Annotated in this window: 1 protein-coding gene; it reads left to right on the top strand. The window is 70.3% G+C overall.

Annotated elements, in window-relative coordinates; genetic code table 11:
• A partial coding sequence (locus ACFV9O_RS40855) for a ketoacyl-ACP synthase III (RefSeq protein ID WP_385428250.1) occupies positions 1–959 on the top strand: 959 nt, incomplete at its 5' end.
• Positions 960–1003 lie beyond the last annotated feature (44 nt).

The raw sequence follows: 1003 nt of genomic DNA, 5'->3' as shown, positions 1-1003 counted from the left end.
TTCTCGGCGTCGGCTGCTACCGCCCGACACGGGTGGGGCCCAACGACGTGATCCTGGAGAAGATCGACTCCTCCGACGAGTGGATCCGCTCGCGGTCCGGCATCGCCACCCGGCACTGGGCCGACGACCAGGAGACCGTCACCGTGATGTCGGTGGAGGCGGCGGGCAAGGCCATCGCCGACGCCGGCATAGCCCCGTCGGAGATCGACGCCGTCGTCGTCTCGACGGTCTCGCACTTCAAGCAGACCCCCGCGGTGGCGACCGAGATCGCGCACCTGGTGGGTGCGGGCAAGCCCGCCGCCTTCGACATCTCCGCCGGCTGCGCGGGCTTCGGCTACGGCCTGACCCTCGCCAAGGGCATGGTCGTGGACGGGTCGGCCGAGCATGTGCTGGTCATCGGTGTGGAGCGGCTCAGCGACCTCACCGACCACGAGGACCGCGCGACGGCCTTCCTCTTCGGTGACGGCGCGGGCGCGGTCGTCGTCGGCCCCTCGGACGTCCCGGCCATCGGCCGGACCGTGTGGGGCTCCGAGGGCGACAAGTCGGAGACCATCAAGCAGACGACGTCGTGGGCGGAGTACCGCGACGGCCACCCGGAGAAGTTCCCGGCGATCACGCAGGAGGGCCAGGCCGTCTTCCGCTGGGCCGTCTTCGAGATGGCCAAGGTGGCCCAGCAGGCGCTGGAGGCCGCCGGTATCACCGCGGAGGACCTCGATGTCTTCATCCCGCACCAGGCCAACATGCGGATCATCGACTCGATGGTGAAGACCCTCAAACTGCCGGAGCACGTCACGGTCGCCCGTGACATCGAGACCACCGGCAACACCTCGGCCGCGTCGATCCCGCTCGCGATGGAGCGGCTTCTGGCGACGGGCGAGGCCAAGAGCGGCGACACGGCGCTCGTCATCGGCTTCGGGGCGGGTCTCGTCTACGCCGCCACGGTCGTTACTCTCCCCTAGGCGCCGCGCACCCCCGGCCTTCCGGGGCACGCGGAACCGTACAC

Origin of the sequence: Streptomyces sp. NPDC059909, assembly GCF_042730885.1 — a bacterium.
Classification (GTDB): domain Bacteria; phylum Actinomycetota; class Actinomycetes; order Streptomycetales; family Streptomycetaceae; genus Streptomyces.
This window is presented reverse-complemented; position numbering and strand designations above follow the sequence as displayed.